Source organism: Celeribacter halophilus, from assembly GCF_018860305.1.
GTDB classification, from domain to species: domain Bacteria; phylum Pseudomonadota; class Alphaproteobacteria; order Rhodobacterales; family Rhodobacteraceae; genus Celeribacter; species Celeribacter halophilus_A.
The window spans coordinates 22,852-43,218 of record NZ_JAHKPE010000028.1; the positions used below are offsets into that span (position 1 = coordinate 22,852).

The 20,367-nt window shown below is 59.5% G+C and carries 28 protein-coding genes; 8 read left to right on the forward strand and 20 right to left on the reverse strand.

The features are described from left to right. Positions 1-4: 4 nt before the first annotated feature. The 11 genes from recO to folK form a co-directional block, all read right to left on the reverse strand. Positions 5-748 carry a DNA repair protein RecO gene (recO, locus tag KO492_RS09660; RefSeq protein WP_216044766.1) on the reverse strand — a complete coding sequence of 248 codons (744 nt, stop codon included), beginning with the start codon at positions 746-748 and terminating at the stop codon, positions 5-7. Between the two features lie 72 nt (positions 749-820). After that, positions 821-1,153, reverse strand: a complete 333-nt coding sequence (locus tag KO492_RS09665; RefSeq protein ID WP_216044767.1) for a DUF1491 family protein — start codon at positions 1,151-1,153, stop codon at positions 821-823. Then, positions 1,153-2,067 (reverse strand): GTPase Era, encoded by a 915-nt coding sequence (era, locus tag KO492_RS09670; RefSeq protein ID WP_216044768.1) that lies wholly within the window; start codon positions 2,065-2,067, stop codon positions 1,153-1,155. Before era ends, KO492_RS09665 begins: the two co-directional genes overlap by 1 nt. Beyond that, positions 2,060-2,749: a ribonuclease III gene (rnc, locus tag KO492_RS09675; protein WP_066604629.1), complete on the reverse strand. Its 690-nt coding sequence runs from the start codon at positions 2,747-2,749 to the stop codon at positions 2,060-2,062. Before rnc ends, era begins: the two co-directional genes overlap by 8 nt. After that, complete coding sequence (gene lepB / locus KO492_RS09680) at positions 2,746-3,528, reverse strand: signal peptidase I (RefSeq protein ID WP_216044769.1); 783 nt, start codon at positions 3,526-3,528, stop codon at positions 2,746-2,748. Before lepB ends, rnc begins: the two co-directional genes overlap by 4 nt. Before the next feature lie 110 nt (positions 3,529-3,638). Continuing rightward, positions 3,639-4,043 carry a holo-ACP synthase gene (gene acpS, locus KO492_RS09685; protein WP_216044770.1) on the reverse strand — a complete coding sequence of 135 codons (405 nt, stop codon included), beginning with the start codon at positions 4,041-4,043 and terminating at the stop codon, positions 3,639-3,641. Further along, on the reverse strand, positions 4,040-4,786 hold the full coding sequence (locus KO492_RS09690; RefSeq protein WP_066604623.1) for a pyridoxine 5'-phosphate synthase: 747 nt from the start codon (positions 4,784-4,786) through the stop codon (positions 4,040-4,042). Before KO492_RS09690 ends, acpS begins: the two co-directional genes overlap by 4 nt. An 84-nt stretch (positions 4,787-4,870) precedes the next feature. Beyond that, positions 4,871-5,521: a DUF2062 domain-containing protein gene (locus tag KO492_RS09695; RefSeq protein WP_216044771.1), complete on the reverse strand. Its 651-nt coding sequence runs from the start codon at positions 5,519-5,521 to the stop codon at positions 4,871-4,873. 16 nt (positions 5,522-5,537) lie between these two features. Continuing rightward, complete coding sequence (locus KO492_RS09700; protein WP_216044772.1) at positions 5,538-7,655, reverse strand: RelA/SpoT family protein; 2,118 nt, start codon at positions 7,653-7,655, stop codon at positions 5,538-5,540. A 45-nt stretch (positions 7,656-7,700) separates the two neighbouring features. Beyond that, positions 7,701-8,054, reverse strand: coding sequence for a DNA-directed RNA polymerase subunit omega (gene rpoZ / locus KO492_RS09705; RefSeq protein ID WP_066604614.1), 354 nt, complete (start codon positions 8,052-8,054; stop codon positions 7,701-7,703). A gap of 87 nt (positions 8,055-8,141) precedes the next feature. Continuing rightward, positions 8,142-8,753 (reverse strand): 2-amino-4-hydroxy-6-hydroxymethyldihydropteridine diphosphokinase, encoded by a 612-nt coding sequence (gene folK / locus KO492_RS09710; RefSeq protein ID WP_216044773.1) that lies wholly within the window; start codon positions 8,751-8,753, stop codon positions 8,142-8,144. Positions 8,754-8,899: 146 nt separating this feature from the next. Between folK and KO492_RS09715 the strand changes: the two genes are divergently transcribed. From KO492_RS09715 to KO492_RS09730, 4 genes are all read left to right on the forward strand, one after another. Further along, positions 8,900-9,460 (forward strand): LabA-like NYN domain-containing protein, encoded by a 561-nt coding sequence (locus KO492_RS09715; RefSeq protein ID WP_066604608.1) that lies wholly within the window; start codon positions 8,900-8,902, stop codon positions 9,458-9,460. Positions 9,461-9,564: 104 nt separating this feature from the next. Further along, entirely contained in the window at positions 9,565-10,527 is a 963-nt protein-coding gene (gene ispH, locus KO492_RS09720) for a 4-hydroxy-3-methylbut-2-enyl diphosphate reductase (RefSeq protein ID WP_066604603.1), read from the forward strand. 19 nt (positions 10,528-10,546) lie between these two features. After that, entirely contained in the window at positions 10,547-11,008 is a 462-nt protein-coding gene (gene rnhA / locus KO492_RS09725; protein ID WP_066604600.1) for a ribonuclease HI, read from the forward strand. Further along, positions 11,005-11,628 carry a trimeric intracellular cation channel family protein gene (locus tag KO492_RS09730; RefSeq protein ID WP_216044774.1) on the forward strand — a complete coding sequence of 208 codons (624 nt, stop codon included), beginning with the start codon at positions 11,005-11,007 and terminating at the stop codon, positions 11,626-11,628. Before rnhA ends, KO492_RS09730 begins: the two co-directional genes overlap by 4 nt. A gap of 25 nt (positions 11,629-11,653) precedes the next feature. Here the strand turns inward: KO492_RS09730 and KO492_RS09735 are convergent, their stop codons facing one another. From KO492_RS09735 to def (KO492_RS09765), 7 genes are read right to left on the reverse strand one after another with little or no spacing between them, the layout of a single operon-like run. Continuing rightward, positions 11,654-11,791, reverse strand: a complete 138-nt coding sequence (locus KO492_RS09735; RefSeq protein WP_156444363.1) for a hypothetical protein — start codon at positions 11,789-11,791, stop codon at positions 11,654-11,656. Then, entirely contained in the window at positions 11,788-12,027 is a 240-nt protein-coding gene (locus tag KO492_RS09740) for a GlsB/YeaQ/YmgE family stress response membrane protein (protein WP_216044775.1), read from the reverse strand. The genes KO492_RS09735 and KO492_RS09740 overlap by 4 nt, the downstream gene beginning before the upstream one ends. Positions 12,028-12,031: 4 nt before the next feature. Beyond that, the gene (locus tag KO492_RS09745; RefSeq protein ID WP_066604587.1) at positions 12,032-12,271 is read right to left on the reverse strand and encodes a hypothetical protein; all 240 of its coding nucleotides are present in this window, start codon (positions 12,269-12,271) and stop codon (positions 12,032-12,034) included. Positions 12,272-12,281: 10 nt separating this feature from the next. Next, the gene (gene fmt, locus KO492_RS09750; protein ID WP_216044776.1) at positions 12,282-13,187 is read right to left on the reverse strand and encodes a methionyl-tRNA formyltransferase; all 906 of its coding nucleotides are present in this window, start codon (positions 13,185-13,187) and stop codon (positions 12,282-12,284) included. Beyond that, complete coding sequence (gene def / locus KO492_RS09755) at positions 13,184-13,687, reverse strand: peptide deformylase (protein ID WP_216044777.1); 504 nt, start codon at positions 13,685-13,687, stop codon at positions 13,184-13,186. The genes fmt and def (KO492_RS09755) overlap by 4 nt, the downstream gene beginning before the upstream one ends. Then, complete coding sequence (def, locus tag KO492_RS09760; protein WP_216044778.1) at positions 13,684-14,175, reverse strand: peptide deformylase; 492 nt, start codon at positions 14,173-14,175, stop codon at positions 13,684-13,686. Before def (KO492_RS09760) ends, def (KO492_RS09755) begins: the two co-directional genes overlap by 4 nt. After that, the gene (gene def / locus KO492_RS09765; RefSeq protein ID WP_066604737.1) at positions 14,175-14,696 is read right to left on the reverse strand and encodes a peptide deformylase; all 522 of its coding nucleotides are present in this window, start codon (positions 14,694-14,696) and stop codon (positions 14,175-14,177) included. Before def (KO492_RS09765) ends, def (KO492_RS09760) begins: the two co-directional genes overlap by 1 nt. A gap of 206 nt (positions 14,697-14,902) precedes the next feature. On the opposite strand from def (KO492_RS09765), the gene KO492_RS09770 reads away from it, so the two are divergent. Continuing rightward, entirely contained in the window at positions 14,903-16,081 is a 1,179-nt protein-coding gene (locus KO492_RS09770) for a MalY/PatB family protein (RefSeq protein ID WP_216044779.1), read from the forward strand. A 35-nt stretch (positions 16,082-16,116) separates the two neighbouring features. On the opposite strand, the gene KO492_RS09775 is transcribed toward KO492_RS09770, so the two are convergent. Then, positions 16,117-16,464, reverse strand: coding sequence for a hypothetical protein (locus KO492_RS09775; protein WP_216044780.1), 348 nt, complete (start codon positions 16,462-16,464; stop codon positions 16,117-16,119). 328 nt (positions 16,465-16,792) lie between these two features. Here KO492_RS09775 and KO492_RS09780 point away from each other — a divergent pair, with 328 nt between their 5' ends. After that, positions 16,793-17,767 (forward strand): glutathione S-transferase family protein, encoded by a 975-nt coding sequence (locus tag KO492_RS09780; RefSeq protein ID WP_216044918.1) that lies wholly within the window; start codon positions 16,793-16,795, stop codon positions 17,765-17,767. A gap of 5 nt (positions 17,768-17,772) precedes the next feature. On the opposite strand, the gene KO492_RS09785 is transcribed toward KO492_RS09780, so the two are convergent. Beyond that, positions 17,773-18,138 (reverse strand): response regulator transcription factor, encoded by a 366-nt coding sequence (locus tag KO492_RS09785; protein WP_216044781.1) that lies wholly within the window; start codon positions 18,136-18,138, stop codon positions 17,773-17,775. Positions 18,139-18,506: 368 nt separating this feature from the next. Between KO492_RS09785 and KO492_RS09790 the strand changes: the two genes are divergently transcribed. Both KO492_RS09790 and cbiB read left to right on the forward strand, forming a co-directional pair. Beyond that, positions 18,507-19,454: a threonine-phosphate decarboxylase gene (locus tag KO492_RS09790; RefSeq protein ID WP_216044782.1), complete on the forward strand. Its 948-nt coding sequence runs from the start codon at positions 18,507-18,509 to the stop codon at positions 19,452-19,454. After that, complete coding sequence (cbiB, locus tag KO492_RS09795; protein WP_216044783.1) at positions 19,451-20,365, forward strand: adenosylcobinamide-phosphate synthase CbiB; 915 nt, start codon at positions 19,451-19,453, stop codon at positions 20,363-20,365. The genes KO492_RS09790 and cbiB overlap by 4 nt, the downstream gene beginning before the upstream one ends. Positions 20,366-20,367 lie beyond the last annotated feature (2 nt).

The window sequence follows — 20,367 nt, forward strand, 5'->3', positions numbered from 1 at the left end:
AGTTTTAGAAAGGCGGTGCTTCCTGCGCCGCCTTTTTTGCGAGCCGGTCGAGAAACCGGTCCCGTGCGGCGGGCAGAGGGCGGTCCGACAGTTCCGCCGCGATCTTGGAGAGGAAATGCCCCGTGGTCAAAAGCCCCTGACCGATCTCCGCGAAATCGACCGAAGACTGACCCAAGAGACATTGCGGCAAGGGCAAAAGCCGGTCGGCCCATTCCCCCGCCCCCTGCCGCGACACGGCGCGTCCGGTTTTCGGAGACACATAGACCAGATCATCCGGCGATCCGGTAACGGCACAGGAGGACAGATCAAGACCGAAGCCCAGTTCTTCGAGCAGGGAGACTTCCCAATGCAGATAGGCCAGAGGCCAGCGGGGGTCCAAGCCGATCCGGTCAAACAGGGCGAGACTGTCGGCATAGAGATAGCCATGCGCCTCGCGTTCGGGCAGCAAAAAGGACAGCATCGCCGCCGTGGCCGTCATCCCCGCAAGCGCCAGAGGATCGCCCAAAACATGGGTGCGGCTTTTCACAGGTTCAAAGGTGAACGCGCCGAGGTGGTCTTCAAGCCGCGCTTTCCATGTCACCGCGATCTGGCCGCCCGGCTGCAAATGCGGGGCCATCTTGCGCGATATGCCGCCGCGCACCACACCGGCATGACGCCCGTGGTCAGGTGTGAACACCTCGACAATCACCGAAGTCTCGCCGTGTTTGCGCACAGCCAGAACCACCCCTTCGTCGCGCCACTCGATCATGCGCGTTCCCGCTTTCCGTTGGCAAAAATACTCACTGGACCCTGCCGCGCCACAGGGGCGAGGTCAATCATCTCACTCCGACAGGCCCGGCTCGTCCAGAAGCGTGCGCCCCTGACGGTCCTCGACCTCGATGATCCAGAGATCGGGATCAAAGCTGCGCTGTTTCATCAGCGAGGCATCCACATCGCGCTCATCACCCTCGCAGAGCACCCGCCATTCGCGGCGGTCTTCCATCAGGTTGAACTCGCGCTGAAAGGCCTTGGCCTTGCCATCGAGCGTGTTGAGCTTGACCAGAACCGCGCCCGCCGTGGCATCGCCTTTCTTGACGACAAAGGCCGGAATATCGACAAGGCGCAGCCGTGTCAGATAGGCCGAGACCCAGACATCTGCGGTCAGTCGTGCCATCAGTTTCCGTCTTTGAAATCGAGGCCCATCTCGCCGTAGCGTTCGGCTTCTTCAAGCCAGTTCGGCCGCACTTTCACCTGTAGGAAGAGATGGACCTTGCGGCCCAGAAACTCCGACAGTTCCTCGCGCGAGGCCCGCGAAATCCGTTTGATCGTCTCGCCACGTTTGCCAAGGATGATGCCCTTGTGGCCGTCACGGGAGACATAGACCACCTGATCGACCCGCGCGGAGCCATCCTTGCGTTCTTCCCAATTCTCGGTCTCGACCGTGAGCTGGTAGGGCAGTTCCTGATGCAGGTTGAGCGTCAGTTTCTCGCGGGTGATCTCGGCGGCGATCATACGCATGGGCAGATCGGCAATCTGGTCTTCAGGGTAGAGCCACGGCCCTTCGGGCAGTTCCTTGGCCAGCCATTTGCGCAGATCATCAACGCCGCGGCCCTTTTCAGCGGAGATCATAAAGGTCTCCACGAAATGATGGCGCTCGTTCATGTCTTTGGCCAGAGCGAGCAGTTTTTCCACATCCACCATGTCGATCTTGTTGATCGCCAGTGCGACTTTCTGCTTCGGGTTGGAATATTCATCCAGCGCGGCCAAAATGTTTTCCACGCCTTCGGTGACGCCCTTATGGGCCTCGATCAGCAGAACGACGACATCGGCATCGGCGGCACCACCCCACGCGGCGGTGACCATTGCACGGTCAAGGCGGCGTTTGGGTTTGAAAATCCCCGGCGTGTCAACAAAGACAAGCTGGCTGTCGCCCTCCAGTGCAACGCCGCGAATACGCGCGCGTGTGGTCTGGACTTTATGTGTAACGATGGAGACTTTCGCCCCGACCATACGGTTCAGCAGCGTCGATTTACCCGCATTGGGTTCACCGATCAGGGCAACGAAGCCCGCGCGTGTGGTCTCAGCCATTCCCGGCCTCCAGTTGTTTGAGAAGCGCCTTGGCAGCGGCCTGTTCGGCATGACGTTTGGAATTGGCCTCGGAGCATTCCGACTGGCCGCTTTCCAACGTCACCTCAATGGTAAACACCGGTGCATGATCCGGCCCCTTGCGGGAAATTTCAACATATTTCGGAGGTTTCTGGCCGCGTGCCTGCGCCCATTCCTGAAGCGCGGTCTTGGCGTCGCGCGCATCATTCTCCACATGGTCAATGCGTTTGCCCCAAAGCCTGCGCACGAGGGCCTTGGCCACTTCAAACCCTGCATCGCGGTAAACTGCGGCAATCACCGCCTCCATCGCATCGGCAAGCAGCGCCTCCTTGCGGCGACCACCGGACATCATTTCCGAACGCCCCAGCTTCAACACCGCGCCAAGGTCGATCTGGCGGGCGACATCGGCACAGGTTTCCTTGCGCACAAGCGCGTTGAACCGTGGCGCAAGCTGGCCTTCGGAGGCGGATTTGTCTTTCTCGAACAGCGCCTCGGCCATCGTCAGCCCCAAAACGCGGTCGCCCAGAAATTCGAGACGCTGGTTGTCGGGGCGCGTGGCCGATGAGATGGAACTGTGTGTCAGCGCACGCAGCAAAAGCTCGGGATGAGAAAACTCATGCCCGAGACGTTTCTGGAATGCTTGTATGTCGGCGGAAATTTTCACTGCAATGCCTTGAAGAATCGATCTTTGCGCCAGGTCCAGAAGTAGACCAGATGTTTGCCCGCCGCAGAGAACATCACGCGGCTCACCTTGCCGACGAGATATTCTTCGGGGACAAAGCCTACCCCGCCCATCGTCGTGGGCACACGGCTGTCGGCGGAGTTATCACGGTTGTCGCCCATGAAGAAGTAGTTGTTCTCCGGAACGGTATAAACCTGTGTGTTGTCCACGCCTGTGGTGCGGATGTTCAGGATCGAGTGCTGACGCCCGCCCGGCAGGGTTTCGATGAATTTTTCCTTGATGCACTCGCCACCCTCGCCCGGCGTGTTGGCACAGGCCGGATAGCGACCGGCGGCGCCTTGCTTTTCAAAGGTCTCGACAAAGTTGCCATCAGGGGTCTGTGTCACCTCTTCGCCGTTGATGAAGATCACCCCGTCGGTGATCTGCACACGATCCCCCGGCATCCCGATCAGACGTTTCACAAAGGTGCGGTGCTGTGTCGGATGCTCGAACACCACAATGTCCCCGCGCTCCGGTTCAGAACCGAGAATACGGCCCGAAATCGGGCAAAGAAAATTGATCGCCTTCGGGCAGGACCATTGCGAGTAGCCGTAGGACATTTTGTTGACGAAGAGGAAGTCACCGATCAACAGCGTATCTTTCATCGACGAGGACGGAATAAAGAACGGCTGGAAGAACAGCGTGCGGAAAATCCCGGCGATCAGCAGGGCGTAGACCACGGTTTTGACGGTTTCGACCAGACTGTCCTTAGCACTGCTCATCTGAAAATCCTTTGGGAATTTGCTTTGGTGTTACGCGGGATATGAAAGGCAGGACTATGGGAGTCAAGCCAAACGCCCGTGATGATCGGGTTTTCGCGGATTTACGGGCGTTAATCTGCAATCGGGCGGGCTTCGATCACCACAAAGGCCTGCGCCCAAGGGTGATCGTCGGTTAGTGTCACATGGATGATGGCCTCATGTCCCGGCGGTGTCATTTCTTCGAGACGGTCCTTGGCCCAGCCTGTAACCTCCATCACCGGCTGGCCCGTGCGCAGGTTGCTTACGGCCATATCCTTCCACGAGATGCCCATTGCAAGCCCCGTGCCCAGAGCTTTGGAGCAGGCTTCCTTGGCGGCCCAGCGTTTGGCATAGGTGCCCGCCACATCCCTGCGGCGCTCTGCCTTGTCCTGTTCGGTCTGCGTGAAAACACGGTTCTTGAACCGCGCCCCGAACCGCTCAAGCGTGCCGGAAATCCGGTCGATATTCGCCAGATCGGAGCCGATGCCGAGGATCATTCAGCGCGCACCTCATCCATCAGGCGGCGCATTTCTGCGATAGCGGGCTTGATGCCACGGAAGATCGCCTCCCCGATCAGGAAATGCCCGATGTTCAACTCGGCAATCTCCGGCAGGGCCGCAATGGGTTGCACCGTGTCATAGGTCAGCCCGTGGCCCGCATGGACCTCCAGCCCGAGTCCGTGAGCGAATTTCGCCATTTCGGTGAGGCGTGCCAGTTCTTCGTCGCGCTCGGCAAATTTTCCTTCGGCGTGAAGGTCGCAATAAGCGCCGGTGTGCAATTCGACCACAGCCGCGCCGATCCGGTGGGCGGCTTCGATCTGTGGCTGGTCGGCGGCGATAAAGATCGAAACGCGCGATCCGGCCTCGCGCAAAGGCGCGATGAAATGGGCCAGACGGTTTTCCTCCCGTGCCACTTCAAGCCCGCCTTCGGTGGTCCGTTCTTCGCGCTTTTCCGGCACGAGGCAGATGGCATGGGGTTTGTGGCGCAGGGCGATGGCCTGCATCTCGTCGGTGGCGGCCATTTCGAGGTTGAGCGGCACGGTGAGGTTCGAGACCAGCGCCTCGATGTCGGCATCCGTGATATGGCGGCGGTCCTCACGCAAATGCGCGGTGATCCCGTCCGCACCCGCCTCTTCGGCCAGTTTCGCGGCGCGCACCGGATCCGGATAGGCCGACCCGCGTGCATTGCGCACGGTGGCGACGTGATCGATATTCATGCCAAGGCGAAGTTTCCGGCTCATATTCCTGTTCCCAGACGGTTTTCTCTCAGCCGGACAATACTCCGCACGCACAGAAAGAAAACCGACAATCTTTGATCCGCGCGATCAAGGCTTGTGCGGCGTTTTCTGGCTCTGTTTCTTGCGGCGCAATTCTTCGAGCTTGGCCTTGAGCCTGCCACGGCGGCGATGCTGATAGGCGGCCACCATCGGCAGCATGACATAATAGGCGACAGTGCCCGCAATGATGCCCGGAACGATGCCGCCCACCAGATAGGGTAGGAAAATATCGTGCCAGAAGCGGATGAGCGCGTCCCAATTCGCATCGCGTTCTGTGAACAGCGCGAGGAAATTGCGCCAGAGATCATCCGCCGCATCAAAGAATTTGCCGACAAAGCTGCGCTCGTGATGCGGATCAAAGGTGGTGCCCAGCATGAAGTGACCCATTTTCATACAGATCACCCCGATCGGCACATAGGTCAAAGGATTGCCGACAAAGGTCGCCAGCAGCGCCGCGATGGCGTTGCCGCGCATCAGCTTGGCGAGAAGAAAGGCGAGCAGGAAGTGCAGGCCAAAGAAAGGGGTAAAGACGGCAAACACCCCCGCGAAAACCCCGCGCGCGATTTTATGCGGCGTGTCCGGCAGGCGGTGAAGACGGTGCTTCATATAGCGCACGGCCCGTGACCAGCCCCCTTTGGGCCAGATCACCTGCGCCAGCCATTTGAGTGGCGTAAGTTTTTCCCGGCGCTTGAAAACCACGTTTCCCCCGAACCCCTTAGGGTCGCCTGTCCAAATTCCTGTACCTGCGCACCTGCGCAACTTCGCTTTCGGCCTCAACCGCAAGCATCACCGCATGGAGATGTTCCACATCCCGCAGGTCGACATCTACAATCAACCTGTAAAAGTCCGGTTTGCGATCTACGAATCTCAGGTCCGAGATATTGGCCTTTTGCTCACCGATCAGTGTGCAAATCCGGCCCAGCACGCCGGTATCATTGGAGATCGTGATGTCCAGCGACACGGTATATTCCGGCGCATGTGGCCCCGCGTGCCATTGCAGATCGACCCAGCGATTCGTCTCGCTTTCCAGTTCTTCGAGCGCGGGACAGTCGATGGCATGGATCACCACGCCCTTGCCGCGATAGGTGATCCCGACGATCCGCTCCCCCGGCACCGGCTGACAGCAGTTGGCGCGGTTGTAGGTCTCTCCTTCGGACAGACCAAGCACCGCACGTTTCGCGTCAATCGCCCCGCTCTCGCGGACGAGTTCCGGATAAACCGCCTTGACCGCTTCGGAGGCGGCAAGCTCGGCCGAGCCCAGCCGCGCCAGAAGCTCTTCGGTGCTGGCCAGCGTCATCTGTTTCGCCGCCGTTGCAAGCGCCTTTTCAGAGGCCTTCTTGCCGACATGCTCGAACGCGACACGCGCAAGTTCGCGCCCGAGTTTCACGAAACGCTCGCGATCTTCTTCGCGCAGGGACTTGCGAATCGCCGCCTTGGCACGCCCCGTCACCACAATGTCGAGCCATGTGCCCTGCGGGCGCTGGCCCTCTGCGGTGAGGATTTCGACGCTTTGACCGTTCTTGAGACGGGTCCAGAGCGGCACGCGAATCCCGTCCACCTTGGCCCCCACACAACTGTCCCCGATCCGCGTGTGGATCGCATAAGCGTAATCAAGCGGCGTCGCGCCCTTGGGCAAAGACACCACCTCGCCCTTGGGCGTGAAGGTGAAGACCTTGTCGGTATACATCTCCAGCTTGACGTGTTCGAGAAATTCGGAGTGATCCTCGGCATTCTCGAAACGCTCGGTCAACTGGGCAAGCCATTTCGTCGGGTCCACCGCAAACGGGTTTTGCGCGGGCACACCGTCGCGATAGGACCAATGCGCGGCCACGCCGGATTCCGCCACTTCGTGCATCTGGCGAGTGCGGATTTGCACCTCCACCCGCTTGCCATCACGCCCCGACACCGTGGTGTGGATCGAGCGGTATCCGTTGGATTTCGGCTGGCTGATATAGTCCTTGAACCGCGTCGGCACAGCGCGCCAGCGATGATGGATCACTCCGAGAACACGGTAGCAGTCCATCTCCGAGCGCGTGATGACGCGGAAGCCGTAAATATCTGACAGACGGGAGAAACTTTGCTGTTTCTCCTCCATCTTGCGCCAGATGGAATAGGGTTTCTTGGCGCGTCCGAACACATCGGCGTCGATATTCTCGCGCTCAAGCTCGACACGAATGTCATTGGTGATCTTGTGGATCACATCGCCGGTTTCACGCTGCAACAGGATGAAACGGCGGATGATCGAGTTGCGGGCCTCGGGGTTGATGACGCGAAACGAGAGGTCTTCCAACTCCTCGCGCATCCATTGCATCCCCATACGCCCCGCCAGAGGCGCATAAATATCCATCGTCTCGCGCGCTTTTTGCAGCTGTTTCTCGGGCCGCATCGACTTGATCGTCCGCATGTTGTGCAGACGGTCGGCGAGTTTCACGAGAATAACACGCAGGTCTTTCGACATGGCCATAAACAGTTTGCGGAAGTTCTCCGCCTGTTTGGTCTCTGTCGAGGACAGCTGAAGATTGGTGAGTTTCGTCACGCCATCGACAAGCTCGGCGATCTCTTCCCCGAACTTGCGCGCCACCTCGCTATATGAGGCACGGGTGTCTTCCACCGTGTCATGCAGCAAAGCGGTGATGATCGTCGCATCATCCAGCGCCTGTTCGGTCAGAATGGCGGCGACAGCGACAGGATGGGTGAAATAAGGCTCGCCGGAGCGGCGGAACTGCCCCTCATGCATCTCTTTACCGTAGGCATAGGCCTCACGGATCAAATCGGCATCAGTTTTGGGGTTGTAGTTGCGGACCAGTGCGATCAGGTCTTCGACGTCGATCATTTTGGTCCGCGAACTCCTATGCTTTGGACCATACGGCCCCGCACCTTAGTTTTGCCCTTGCGCTTCCATCAGGGCGCGCAGCAGTTTTTCTTCGGACATATCGTCCTCTGCCGGCTTGTCAGTTTCCTGACCCATGAGAAGTGCCATCTGGTCTTCTTCCGGCTCGTCAACTTCGATCTGGGTCTGGTTGCTTTCGATCATCCGTTCGCGCAGTGCATCTGCGGATTGGGTTTCTTCGGCAATCTCGCGCAGGGCGACGACCGGATTCTTGTCGTTGTCGCGATCCACGGTCAACTGCGAACCGGCCGCAATCTCACGCGCACGGTGGGCGGCGAGCATCACAAGCTCGAAGCGGTTCGGAACCTTGTCGACGCAATCTTCAACGGTCACGCGGGCCATGGGATCTCCAATCTTTCAGACTGACGGGGCATTTATACAAAGGCTCTATTTAGGGACTTGACCCGCCATTGACAAGCGCCGTTCCCTTTAATCCGTGAGGATTTCCACTTCGGGCATGAGTTTTATCTCGGATTTCTCGTCCGTGGGGCGGGCATCCAGCATTTCCCTGACGGTTTTGTCCAAAATCGGGTGCCGCCAGTCCGCCGCAAGATCGGCAAAGGGAATCAGCATGAACGCACGGTCCTGAATACGCGGATGCGGCAGGATCAACTGGTCCGGTGCGCGCACGCTTTGCTCGACAAACGGCAGGGTGATCCATGCCCGCACGGACACTACGTCAGGGCGGATTTCCTGTTCGACCGCCAGAAGATCAAGATCAATCGAGCGCCCCGCCCACCGCAGCTTGCGCACACGGCCGAAACGGGCCTCGATCATGTGCAGCGTCTGCAAAAGTTCCTCGGGCGCATTGGCGCTTTGCACTTCGGCGACGAAATTCACATAGTCCGGCCCCGCCCCCGCCGGAAAGCAGGGCGTCTCGTAAACGCGGCTCACAGCGGTGACGGTAACACCCGCGTCCTCAAGCTCTCTCACCGCCGCGCGCAAGGTCTCCAGCGGGGTGCCCACAACCGAAGGCAGGTTCGCGCCAAAAGCGATCCATGCGCGTGTTTTTGCCCATTGCGAATGTAAATCTCGACCCACGCAGAATCCGCCCTATCTTTTTTGGCTAGTTTAGCTCTGGTCCGTTTCATACTATCCAGCGCATCCGAAAGCCAAGAACAACCGGCTGTTCATGCCCTAATTTGCATGGGTCCAGCCCAAAAAAGCAAACTATAAAGGACATTTAGATGTTTTATAAAGATGAACGTCTTGCCTTGTTCATCGATGGATCGAATCTCTATGCAGCGGCAAAGTCGCTCGGATTCGACATTGATTACAAACTTCTCCGGCAAGAATTCATGCGCCGCGGCAAACTGTTGCGAGCTTTTTACTACACAGCTCTGCTCGAAAATGATGACTATTCCCCGATCCGCCCCTTGGTCGACTGGTTGAATTACAACGGGTTCACCATGGTCACAAAACCGGCCAAAGAGTTCACCGACTCTATGGGCCGGCGCAAGATCAAGGGCAATATGGACATCGAACTGGCCGTGAACGCGATGGAGCTTGCGCCCCATGTCGATCACATTGTGTTGTTCTCCGGCGACGGCGATTTCCGTCCGCTGGTTGAAAGCCTCCAGCGTCAGGGCGTGCGTGTATCCGTGGTTTCCTCGATCCGCACCCAGCCGCCGATGATCGCGGACGAGCTGCGCCGTCAGGCCGACAACTTCATCGAGTTGAACGATCTCAAAGACGTTCTCGGACGCCCGCCGCGCGAACCGCGCGAGGACGACGGTTACGAAAGCTGATCAAAAGCCCTCGCGAAAGCGGGGGCTTTTCCCATTCCGGTCGCTGCACTCAGTTGCACTCACAGGCGTTCCTCGCTACCTCTGCACAAGATCAGGAGCGCGCCATGACCGAAACGACACACATGCCCCCCCTCTCTCTTTACCTTGCCGCCCCCCGCGGGTTTTGCGCAGGCGTGGACCGCGCCATCAAGATTGTCGAAATGGCAATCGAGAAATGGGGCCCGCCGGTCTATGTCCGCCACGAGATCGTGCACAACAAATTCGTGGTCGACAGCCTCAAGGAAAAAGGCGCCGTCTTTGTCGAAGAACTCGAAGACTGCCCAGACGACCGGCCCGTGATCTTTTCCGCCCACGGCGTGCCCAAAGCCGTGCCCGCCGAAGCGGCACAGCGCGAAATGGTCTATGTCGATGCCACCTGCCCGCTTGTGTCGAAAGTGCATATCGAGGCGGAGCGGCACCATGCGGCGGGGCTCCAGATGATCATGATCGGCCATGCCGGACATCCCGAAACCATCGGCACGATGGGGCAACTGCCCGAGGGTGAGGTCTTGCTGGTCGAAAAGCCGGAAGATGTGGCGGGGCTTGAGGTGCGCGATCCCGAGCGTCTGGCCTTTATCACCCAGACCACATTGTCGGTCGATGATACGGTCGAAGTGGTCGCCGCCCTGCGCGCGCGGTTCCCGAGCATCGTCGGTCCGCACAAGGAAGACATCTGTTATGCCACCACCAACCGGCAAGCGGCGGTGAAAGCCATTTCATCAAATATCGACGCTCTTTTGGTGATTGGTGCGCCCAATAGTTCAAATAGCAAACGTCTGGTCGAAGTGGGCAAGGCCAATGGCTGCGCCTATTCGCAACTGGTGCAACGTGCGGATGACATCGACTGGCGGGCCCTGAAAGGCATCACCTCCATCGGCATCACGGCAGGCGCCTCCGCGCCCGAAGTGTTGGTCAACGAGGTGATCGACGCCTTCCGTGCGCGTTTTGATGTGACCGTTGAACTGGTCGAAACCGCGCAGGAAAATGTAGAATTCAAAGTGCCGCGCGTCTTGCGCGACCTTGCCTAAGCCGAAGAGGACAGACCCTATGCCCGAGATTCACGCATGGACGGATGGCGCCTGTTCCGGCAACCCCGGCCCCGGAGGTTGGGGCGTTTTGATGCGCGCCTTCAAGGATGGCGAAATCGTCAAGGAACGAGAGTTGAAAGGCGGAGAGGCGGAGACCACCAACAACCGGATGGAACTGCTCGCCGCGATTAACGCGCTGGAAGCCCTCAGCCGCCCGACCGACATCACCATCACCACCGACAGCGCCTATGTGAAAAACGGCGTCACCGGCTGGATTTACGGCTGGAAACGCAACGGCTGGAAGACGGCGGCGAAGAAGCCTGTGAAAAACGTCGATCTCTGGCAGCGCCTCGACGAAGCGCAGGCCACCCACAATGTGACGTGGAAATGGATCAAGGGCCACGCAGGCCACGCAGAGAATGAAAAAGCCGACGAACTGGCGCGGGCGGGCATGGCCCCCTTCAAGAAGTCGGCGTCATGACCCTGCTGGCGGTGCTGGATTACGCATCGGTCATCGTCTTTGCAATCTCCGGTGCGCTGGCCGCCTCCCGTGCGCAACTTGATCTCGTGGGCTTTGCCTTTCTCGCCTGCCTGACCGCAGTTGGCGGCGGCACGTTGCGCGATGTGCTACTCAACCGTGACGCGGTCTTCTGGATCGCAGAACCAAGCTATATCCTCATCGCCTGTCTTGTGGCCGCAGGTGTTTTCTTTACCGCGCACCGGTTCGAGAACCGCATGACCGCACTCATGTGGGCCGATGCGGTGGCGCTTTCCGTGGCCGTGTCCGCAGGGGCGGGTGTGGCGCTCAAACTCGGGCAACCGCCTGTGATCGTCGCACTCATGGGGGTGGCAACCGGCTGTTTCGGCGGATTGATGCGCGATGTGGTGTGCAACGAAGTGCCCTTGGTTCTCAAACAGGGCGAGCTTTACGCCTCGGCGGCACTTCTGGGCGCAATGGCCCTGCTTGGCGCGTCCTATTTTGACTTTCCGCCTGTTTTTGAATTCGCTTTGTGTGGTGCTTTGACATTCACGCTGCGCGCAGGAAGTCTGATCTGGGGCTGGTCCCTGCCCGTTTACAAATCCCGCCCGCCGCGATCCTGAAACGACGCACGGTGGGATCAAAGCCTCAAGTCTTGATATACCACGTTGCCGCAACCGCCAGACAACAGGCGACAAGCCAGCCACCGGGGCGCAGCATGAGCCAGAACGCCATGCTCAGCAGAATACGCGCAATCATCCCCGGTATCGACAAAAGCCAGATCATTTCCGCCCCGTCACTGCTTTCCACGCCCAGATGAGCAGCATGGCTCCGAGGATCGCACCCACGAAGCCGGCGGCCGCTCCGGTCAGCATCAACAGAAACCGCAACACCAATCCGCCGATCAAAGCCCCGAACATACCGATCACCACGGTGGTGATCAGGTCGGTTTTCAGGTCCATGACGCGGGTGGCAATGAACCCCGCAGCGGCTCCGATGATGATAAGGACGAGAACGGGCATGTCGTTACCTTCTGCGCCAATGGGTCGGCACGATGATGAGCGCGCCCAGCGAGGACACAATGGCGTTGAGCCCCGGAGAGCCCAGACCGATGCCGAACATAAGCTTGATGAAATAGGCAAGAAACGCCCCGCCGACGCAGATGATGATCGAGGGCAGATAGCCGTTGCGGGTAAAGCCGGTCTTTTCGCAGACATAGCCAACGATCCCCGCAATCACCACTGTGCCGATCAGAACTGGAAACATGGATGTGTCCTCATTCGAACCGGCTGCCCTGCGGCAAGTCCAGCCCTTTCAAAATCTCTGTCACAGGCATAGCACGTTTGCCCTCGCGCTGCGCAGTGAGAATTTCCACAGCCCCTTCCCCGCAGGCAATGGTAAAGGCACCGATCACCTCGCCGGGGGCTGCATCGCCCTCTGTTACGCGGGACATGTGGAACTTGATCCGCTCGCCGTTCAGCATGGCCCAAGCGCCCGGAAACGGCGACAGGCCACGAATTTGCCGATCGATCTCAGCCGCCGGACGGGTCCAGTCGATTTTCGCCTCGGCCTTGTCGATCTTTTTGGCATAGGTCACACCCGCGTCCGGCTGCGGCTCGGGCACCAGTTGTTCCAGACTGTCCAGAGCAACGGTGATGGCATCGGCCCCCATTTCCGAGAGCCGGTCATGCAAGAGCGCGGCGGTGTCCTCTGCCGTGATGTCGGTTTCCTGACGCAACAGCACAGGGCCGGTGTCGAGACCGGCTTCCATCTGCATGATGCAGACACCGGTTTTGTCGTCGCCTTCGAGAATGGCCCGATGGATCGGCGCCGCCCCCCGCCAACGCGGCAGAAGCGAGGCGTGAATGTTGAGGCAACCGTGTTCCGGCGCGCCGAGAATGGATTGCGGCAGCAAAAGACCATAGGCCACGACCACGGCGATCTCTGCCTGCAACGCCTCGAAGGCGGCCACATCCGCAGGGTCTTTGAAATTCACCGGATGACGCACCGGCAGGCCCAGTTCTTCGGCGCGGACCTGCACAGGTGTCGGGCGCTCCTTTTTACCCCGCCCCGCAGGACGCGGCGGCTGGCAATAAACACAGGCGATTTCATGGCCCGCCTCGACCAGCGCATCGAGCACGGGGACGGAGAAATCGGGGCTGCCCATGAAGATCACTCTCATTTCATGGCTCCCATTTTCTTGGCCTTTTTCAGAAACATCTGGCGTTTTACCGGCTTGAGATTGTCAAAATACATCTTGCCGTTCAGGTGATCGATCTGGTGTTGCACAGAGGTCGCCCAAAGCCCGACGAAATCGCGCTCTTCCATCTCGCCTGCCGCATTGAGAAACCGCACGGTCACAGCCCGCGGACGGGCGATGACGGCGGACATGCCGGGCAGGTTCGGGGAGGCTTCCTCATGTTCGCGCAGTTGCACAGAGGCGTGCAGCACTTCCGGATTGGCCATCAAAACCGCCTTGCCGCGCTCTTCGGAGCAATCGACCACGGCGAGTTGCTGCATCACACCGATCTGTGGTCCGGCGAGACCATAACCCGGCATGGCGTCCATCGTCTCCACCATATCGGCCCAGATGCTGCGGATGTCATCGGTGATCTCTGCAACCGGCGGCACGGCGGTTTTCAGACGTTTGTCCGGATAGGGCAGGAACGGGCGCTGGGTCATGCGTAGGCCTCCTCAAGGCGGGCGCGGGTCTTCGCGTCGAGCCGGTCGAAATGCACGAGCCCGTCGAGATGGTCGAACTCATGCTGAATGATACGGGCCTCGACCCCGTCCATCGGGCGGCTGTGGCGCACACCATCAAGATCGGTCCATGCCAGAGTGATCCGCACGGGGCGCGTCACGGGAGCGGTGATGTCGGGGATCGACAGGCAGCCCTCGTCCATCTCGCAGGTGTCTTCGGAACGCGCGGTGATCTCGGGATTGATCGCGACAAAGGGCGTCTTCTCCCCCTCTTTCCACGTCGCATCCATCACAAACAGCCGCAGCATCGCGCCGACCTGTGGCCCCGCAAGCCCACGCCCCGGCGCGGCATACATGGTGTCAAACATATCGGAAACGAGAGTGCGCAGATCCGGCGTGATCTCGTCCACCTCTGCGCAGCGCGTGCTCAGACGCTCATCCGGCCAGAGCAGAATCTCGCGCAGCGCCATCAGGCCCGCGCCTTGTCGCGCTTGAGCTTTTGCATCTTGCGGGTGATCATCTGGCGCTTGAGCGGTTTGAGATAGTCGATGAACAGCACCCCGTCGAGGTGGTCGATTTCGTGCTGAACGCAGGTGGCCCAAAGCTCGTCGAACTCCTGCTCATGCGCCTTGCCTTCGACATCCTGCCATTTGACGCGCACCATCTTCGGGCGCTCCACCTCGGCATATTGGCCGGGGATCGAGAGACAGCCCTCTTCGTAGACGTTGCGCTCTTCGCTCGTCCACGTCACCTCGGGATTGACCAGCACCATCGGCTCCGGAGTCCCTTCGGCCTCCTTGGCGCAGTCCATGACCAGCATCCGCTTGATCAGCCCCACCTGTGGCGCGGCGAGCCCGACGCCCGGCGCATCATACATGGTTTCCAGCATATCATCGGCAAACCGGGCAAGATCGCGGTCGAAATCAGTGACCGGATCGCAATGTTTCTTCAGACGCGGGTCGGGGTGGATGAGGATCGTTTTCAGGGTCATGCTTTGCATTTAATGCCTTTCGGGTAAAACTTGAAGTCCGAGTTTTGATCGAAACGCCCCTCAAAGCGAAACATCTGGCATCAAATTGCCGCGACAACCACGCTGCGCTGAAAACGCGCAACCCCTCCTACAGGATTTTCGGTTTTCCTTCCCCGTTTCGCGGGACTAGGCTTTCGACAAACCCGATGGAGCATCTGGAGCCTCTCATGACCAATCCGCTATTTGACCCGATCATCAACCGCTTCGGCACCCATTGCGCCAAATGGGACAAGATGGCAGACATCTACGGTGTCCCCGCCAAGGACGGCATTGCCATGTGGGTCGCCGATATGGATTTCCGTCCGCCCGCAGTCGTGCAGGCCGCGTTGGAAAAAATGGCCGAACACGGGGTATACGGGTATTTCGGGGACGAGAGCGATTACCTTGCCGCAATCGGCTGGTGGATGAAGCATCGCCACGGTTGGGAGATTGATCCGGCGTGGGTTTTCACAACACATGGTCTGGTGAACGGCACCGGACTATGCGTTGATGCTTTTACCGAACCGGGAGACGGGGTGGTTCTGATGACACCGGTTTACCATGCCTTCCACCGCGTCATCAAAGCCGCAGGGCGCGAGGTCGTCGAATGTCCTCTGGCGCTTGAAAACGGCAAATACATGATGGATTTTGACGCATGGGACGCGCAGATGAGCGGCAAGGAGCGCATGCTGATCCTGTGCTCGCCGCACAACCCCGGTGGTCGCGTCTGGACCCGCGAGGAACTCGAAGCTGTGGCAGCCTTCTGCCGGAAGCATGATCTTGTTCTGGTCTCCGATGAAATTCACCATGATCTCGTGATGCCCGGCCATACACACACACCGATGGCACTGATTGACGGGATCGAGGACCGGCTTGTCATGATGTCCGCGACCACAAAGACCTTCAACATCGCGGGCACCCATTCCGGCAATGTCATCATTGCGGATGCGAAACTGCGCGAGACCTTCGCCGCGCGCATGGCGGCTCTTGGCATTTCGCCCAATTCCTTCGGGCTTGAGATGGCCACTGCCGCCTACAGTCCGGAAGGGGCCGCTTGGGTGGATGAACTGGTCGCCTATCTCGACGGAAACCGCCAGATTTTCGACGCCGAGATTGCGGCGATTCCGGGGCTGACCTCCATGCCTTTGGAGGCCACCTATCTGGCATGGGTCGATTTCACCGATACAGGCATGTCACGCGAAGAATTTACCGCCCGCGTCGAGAAAACCGCACGGATCGCCCCGAACCACGGGCCGACCTTTGGCACAGGTGGCGAGAATTACCTGCGCTTCAACCTCGCCACACCGCGCAGCATTGTCGAGGATGCCTGCACCCGTCTCAAGGAGGCCTTCAGCGACCTGCAATAAGCAGGCCCCTGAGGTCAAAGCGTTTTCCGAAAGGCTTAACGCGGCAAAAGTGCGACTGGCGCGTCATCGGGCCGGTCGTAATCCAGAGGCGGCTTGTCGGTCGCTGCGGTCGAGCGTTTGAACTCGAAACTCATCTCGTGCCCGTCATCTTTCGCCGCGACGATCAACGCCTGATAGAGATGACGCGACCCGTCAAAGACATCGACCAACCCGCGCAGATGTTCGGTGTTCTCACGATCCAGCGCGAATCCGTTGCTCCAAGATCGCAGGATCGGATAGGTCTCCTCCCCCACGCGCACGCGCAGGCGGGATCCGCGTTTAAGGTTGCGTTTGCGGGCCAGTTCAAGACCTTCGCGCACCTCTTTCGGCAAAAAATCCGACATAATCTCTCTCCACCCTTCAAGCGATTCCCGAATAACATCTTATGATGCCATCTTTGTAACACTTGTCTTTTCGAAGCCCTTTCAAAGCCAATGTGTTTCAAAGGGCGGCTCCCCATAAGGATGGGGGCAAAATGTTTAGCGTCAAGTTAACCGTCACGTCGCGTCAGCAGATCTCTGAGAGAGTCACCGGATTGTCGCAGGTCAACGGCGCCGTTCTCGCCGCCATTCCGCCCAGAATGTGCATTCACGCACGATCAATGCGCCCTGACGCCTGTTTGCGCATGTCGGCAAAGACGATAGGCTAAGGGGACGCAGAGTGGAGATCGAAATGGGCTATCTGAAAGACGGAACTTGGCATGACGGCTGGTATGACACCGCAGCAACCGGCGGCAAATTCCAGCGCAGCACCGCAGGTTTCCGCAACTGGATCACCGCATATGGCGCCGCCGGCCCTTCGGGGCATGGCGGGTTCAAAGCCGAAAGCGGGCGCTATCATCTCTATGTCTCCTATGCCTGCCCTTGGGCGCACCGGACGTTGATCTTCCGCAGCCTCAAAGGGCTTGAGCCACATATTTCCGTCTCTGTCGTCCACCCCGACATGCTGTCAGACGGGTGGAGTTTCAATACGGATTTCTCGGGGACGACGGGAGACACGCTCCTTGGCAAAAGATTTCTGCGCGAGATTTACACGGAGGCCGAGCCAGCCGTGTCCGGCCGCGTCACCGTGCCGGTTCTGTGGGACAAAGACACGGGCACAATCGTCTCCAACGAATCCTCGGAGATCATCCGCATGTTCAACTCTGCCTTTGACGGGATCACGGGAAACCACCTTGATTTCTGGCCGGAAGACCTGCGCTCCGAGATCGAGACACTCAACACCCGCATCTATGACACGGTGAACAATGGCGTCTACAAAGCGGGCTTTGCCACCACCCAAACCGCCTATGATGATGCCGTTTACCCGCTGTTTGACAGTCTGGACTGGCTCGAAACCATCTTGCGCGAGAACCGCTATCTCACCGGGGACCGCCTGACCGAAGCCGACTGGCGACTGTTCACCACGCTGGTGCGGTTCGACAAGGTCTATCACACGCATTTCAAATGCAACAAACACATGCTCAAGGATTACCCGAACCTCTGGGCCTATACCCGTGAACTCTACCAGATGCCGGGGATCAAAGGGACCACCCGTTTCGACCACATCATTCGGCACTATTATTACAGCCAGAACACGGTCAACCCGCAACGCATCGTGCCCGTTAGCCCCGAGCTGGACTTCGATGCGCCACACGGGCGCGGCTGACCGGATCAGGAGGCGGCTTTTCCGTAATATTCGACCATCGCGGTCAGATCATCGGGATTGACTTCATTGGGCACAAAGGCACAGGCATTGGCCGCATGTCTGAAGATCGACCCGTCGGAAAAGAAGCTTGTATTGGTGGTGAAGATCACACGCGTGTCCGGATGGCGGTAATTGGCATAATCGGCCACAGCAAAGGCGGAGCCGTCCTCCAGAACGAGGTCCAGCACAATCAACTGCGGCGCCGACAGTTGTAGCGCGGCAATCGCGTCTTCCTGTCCGTGCACAAGGGACACGGCCATCCCGTGACGTTCCAAATGTCGCTTCCAGATTTCTCCCAATTCCGGACGGCTTTCGACAATCAATACTTGCATAATCCCTCCGACACGGTCCGCACCGCATCCCATTCTTGTTCTTCTTACGGCGAAAACGGAATCGATGGGGAAATTTAGCGAATCCTTAACCCGAGGGTCAATCTGGTCCGGCCTGTTCTCGCCGACCAAAAAGTTAAGATTTTAACTTGCACTCCCCTCATGCTGCGTCGAAACAGAGGTATGACAAGGTTTCTCCGCGCGCGCAGGCACATTTCAAACCGTGATTTCAACCCCCTCCGCATCGCCGGACACTCCGGCGCGGCCCGGCCTTCGGACCAATATGCCGCAGGCAGGGGATTCAGGGAGGAAACCTCTGTAAATACATTATATTTCCCCTTCCACCGACAGGCAGTTTCAGGAGCGTGAATATGAGCAAACATCGCGATCATGGCGGCGGTCTGGATGCGGCGGTTGCCCGCTACGGGGGCGAGAAAGCCGATTGGATCGACCTGTCTACAGGCATCAATCCGACCCCCTACCCCATCGGCAAAATTCCGCAAAGCGCATGGGCGCTGCTCCCCGATGCCGCCGCGCAAGATGCGCTCGTTCAGGCGGCGCGCACGTTTTGGGACGTGCCCAAAGGGGCCGCGATTCTCGCCGCACCGGGGGCCTCAAGCCTGATTGCCCGCCTCCCCGCCCTTTGGCCCGAGGGCAAGGTCGACATCCGGACGCCGACCTATAACGAACATGCCGGCGCCTTCGCCGCCCACGGATGGCAGATATGCGACCAAGCCCCCGACCAGCCCGCAGATGTGCAGGTCGTGGTCCATCCCAACAACCCGACCGGTCGCCTTTGGCAGGCCGAAGACCTCATCGCCCCCCATGTGATTATCGACGAAAGTTTTTGCGATGTGATGCCGGAGCAGACCCACATCGCGCGGGTGCCCGACGGGCGGACCATTGTGCTCAAAAGCTTCGGGAAGTTCTGGGGGCTGGCGGGGCTGCGTCTCGGCTTTGCCATCGGAGCCCCCGAGCTCATCGACCGGCTGGCCGCGCTGATCGGTCCTTGGGCAGTGTCCGGCCCCGCGCTGTCTATTGGCACGGCGGCCCTGAATGATCCGGACTGGGCAGAGCAGCAGCGCATCCAGCTGCACGAAAGCAGCGCAAAACTGGACCGCCTTATGCAAAACACCGGCGCAGAACTCATGGGTGGCACCCCGTTGTTTCGCCTCTATAAACTGGCCAATGCCCGCGCCTTTCAGGACAGGCTCGCCCAAGGGCACGTCTGGTCCCGCATCTTTCCCTATTCCGACACATGGGTGCGTCTTGGCCTGCCGCCGAAAGACAGGTGGGATCAGTTGGAGGCCGTTTTGTGAGCACGGCGTTTGCACTTTCTCTGGCCCTGATCCTCGACGCCATATTCGGCGAGCCGAAATGGCTGTGGTCCCGCCTGCCCCACCCCGCCGTACTGATGGGGCGGTTGATCGGCTGGGCCGACACGCGGTTCAACACAGGCGACATGCGCAAGCTGAAAGGTGCTCTACTCGTCCTTGTCCTGACCCTCTGCGCCGCCATGCTCGGACTGTTTTTGCGCCATATCCCGTTCATCGGCCCTTGGATCGAGGTGCTTCTGGGGGCCATCCTTCTGGCGCAGAAATCCCTGATCCAACATGTCAAAGCCGTGGTCGACGGTCTCGAACGCTCACTTTTTGAAGGTCGTCGCACCGTGGCGATGATTGTCGGGCGGGAGACACAAGAGCTAGATGCCCCCGCCGTGTCCCGTGCCGCCATTGAATCGGCGGCGGAGAATTTCTCCGACGGGGTTATCGCGCCGGCCTTCTGGTTCCTGATTTTCGGCCTGCCCGGCATTCTGGTCTACAAGCTGGTGAACACCGCCGACAGCATGATCGGCTACCGCACAGAGCGGCACCGTGACTTCGGCTGGGCGGCGGCGCGGCTGGATGATCTGCTCAATCTGGCTCCGGCGCGCCTCTCCGCGCTCCTGCTGTTTCCGTGGGGCAAACCCCTGTCACTGTGGCGCGACATTCTTGCAGAGGCGCACCGACACCGCTCCCCCAACGCGGGCTGGCCCGAAGCCGCCCTGTCCCGCAGTCTCGGCGTCGCCCTGTCCGGCCCGCGCGCCTATCATGGTGAATTGCGTGACTACCCTTGGGTCAACCCCACAGGGCGCGAGGCACATACGCGAGACATCCACGCCGCCTGCACCCGACTTTGGCAGGCATGGGGCGCGGTTTTCCTCTGTGTTGCCATTCTGTCATTTGCGTGACA